Below are 2,239 nucleotides of genomic sequence, written 5' to 3' on the forward strand. Positions count from 1 at the left end.
ACCCCGACGTGGCGCTCAAGGAAGCCCGGGGCCGGCGGGACAGCACCCGCGAGCACCTGGCCCACGGCACCGATCCCGGCGAGGTCCGCAAGGCGCAGAAAGCTGTTCGGGCAGACCGCGACGCCGGAAGCTTCAAGGCCGTGGCGTTGGAGTGGTTGACAAAGCACGTGCGGACCTGGGCGGCCGGGCATGCCGACAAAATCATCCGGCGCCTGGAACGGGACGTGTTCCCCTGGATGGGCGGCCGGCCCGTGGGCAAGGTGACGGCGCCCGAACTGCTCGCCTGCCTTCGCCGTATCGAGGCGCGCGGCGCAATCGAGACCGCACACCGTGCCTTGCAGAACTGCGGGCAGGTGTTCCGCTATGCCATAGCCACCGGCCGCGCCGAGCGCGACCCCGCCGCCGACCTGCGCGGGGCGCTGGCGCCGTGAAGGAAACCCACTACGCCGCAATGACCGACCCCAAGGCGATGGGTGCCCTGCTACGCGCGATCGACGGGTACCGGGGCGATCTGCCGACCCGCTGCGCCTTACGGCTGGCACCGCTTACGTTCGTTCGGCCCGGCGAACTGCGGAAAGCCGAATGGGCGGAGTTCGACCTGGACCGGGCCGAGTGGAATATCGCCGCAATCCGCATGAAAAGTCGCGAGCCTCACCTGGTGCCCTTGTCACGCCAGGCGGTCGAGTGCCTGCGGCACCTGTATCCCCTGACCGGACGGGGGCAATATGTCTTCCCCTGCGTGCGGTCGGCGTCACGGCCCCTGAGTGAGAACACCGGGAACGCGACCCTACGACGGCTCGGGTACGCCAAGACGGAAATCACCGGTCACGGCTTCCGTGCCATGGCCCGCACGATCCTCGATGAGGTGCTCGGCGTGCGGCCCGACTTCATCGAGCACCAGCTAGCCCACACCGTGCGCGACCCCCTCGGGCGGGCGTACAACCGCACCACGCATCTGGCCGAGCAGCGGGACATGATGCAGCGGTGGGCTGACTACCTGGACGGACTGAAGAACGGCGCCGAGGTGGTGCCGCTGGAAGGCCGACTGGCTTGATCGAAGCGGTCTGAGCCTTGACCAGAAAGGACAAACTATTCGCGGCGATCCGCAACAGTCAGAAGTCGATACGTTTCACGGATGCTTGTCGGATAGCGGAATGGCTAGGATTCGAGCGGAAAGGCGGTAAGGGATCGCATTGCACCTATGGGCGGGAAGGCGAACCGCTGATGCTTAATTTCCAGAATTGCGGCGGTTACATTAAGCCTTATCAAGCCAAACAACTTGACGAAATGGTAAAGAAATATGGCGCGTATACGTGAGTATCTCGTGGAAGTGTTTTGGAGCGATGCCGATGAGGGTTACATCGCCATCGCGCCCGATCTACCCGGCTGTTCGGCATTCGGCGAGACACCGGAAGAGGCGGTCCATGAGATGCAGGACGCCATGCTTTCGTGGCTCGAAGCTTGCTCCAATATGGGACGACCACTACCAGAACCGCGCACCAAGCCACACAGAGCGGCGGCATGACGGTTGGTCGTTTCGCGGGCATCTGCAACCAGGATTCCGGTGGGGCGCTGGGAATGCTGCTTTTGAGAAGGCGACGTTTTCCAGCGCTGATAATCCCAACCTTCAAGCCGCGCTTTTCTATATCCCTGCCGGCGACCGCAAAACCTGGCTACGCATGGGAGTGGCGGTTAAGTCCGAGCTTGGCGACGAGGGCTTTGACACATATGATGAATGGAGCCGGACCGCCGATAACTACGATCCGAAAGCCGCGAGAACCACCTGGCGTTCCATCACGCTAGACGGCGGCGTAACCATTGGCACCCTCTACCACGAAGCGCAGCAACATGGGCTCAGGTTCAACGGCTAGACGCGACCACAACCGCCAACCGACGAAGAAATTGCGGAGCGCGATCGTCGTGAACAGGAAAATGAGGGAGACCGGCAACGCGCCCAAGATAGCATGGACGGCAAGCACCTTAAAAAGCTCGCGAGCGAGTCAGGATCAAGGAGCGCACGTTTTATCGGGCGGCTCAAGCTATCGGCGTAACCCAAACGGCAAGCCAAAAGGCGCGAAGGACAAGCGCACCGCGCTGCGCGCGCTCTTGGAGACCCACTCTGAAGCACTGGCGCAAAAGGCTGTGGAGCTCGCCCTGGAGGGCGATACCCGGCCTTGAGGCTGTGCTTGGAGTTCCCCCGGTAAAAGCCAGCTGCATCGTGGGGGCCTAGCGAAGCACG

The 2,239-nt window shown here is 63.0% G+C and carries 3 protein-coding genes and 1 pseudogene; all 4 read left to right on the forward strand.

Annotated features, from left to right (window positions below; genetic code table 11):
• The 4 genes and pseudogenes from M3436_20825 to M3436_20840 all read left to right on the forward strand — a co-directional run bounded on the left by M3436_20825 (window position 1) and on the right by M3436_20840 (window position 2,178).
• A pseudogene (locus M3436_20825) lies at window positions 1-1,054 on the forward strand (tyrosine-type recombinase/integrase).
• 246 nt (window positions 1,055-1,300) lie between these two features.
• Window positions 1,301-1,525, forward strand: coding sequence for a type II toxin-antitoxin system HicB family antitoxin (locus tag M3436_20830; GenBank protein MDQ3566411.1), 225 nt, complete (start codon window positions 1,301-1,303; stop codon window positions 1,523-1,525).
• Window positions 1,526-1,679: 154 nt separating this feature from the next.
• Complete coding sequence (locus tag M3436_20835) at window positions 1,680-1,871, forward strand: PriCT-2 domain-containing protein (protein MDQ3566412.1); 192 nt, start codon at window positions 1,680-1,682, stop codon at window positions 1,869-1,871.
• Between the two features lie 49 nt (window positions 1,872-1,920).
• Window positions 1,921-2,178: a hypothetical protein gene (locus tag M3436_20840; protein MDQ3566413.1), complete on the forward strand. Its 258-nt coding sequence runs from the start codon at window positions 1,921-1,923 to the stop codon at window positions 2,176-2,178.
• Window positions 2,179-2,239 lie beyond the last annotated feature (61 nt).

Source organism: Pseudomonadota bacterium, assembly GCA_030859565.1.
Classification (GTDB): Bacteria; Pseudomonadota; Gammaproteobacteria; order JACCXJ01; family JACCXJ01; genus USCg-Taylor.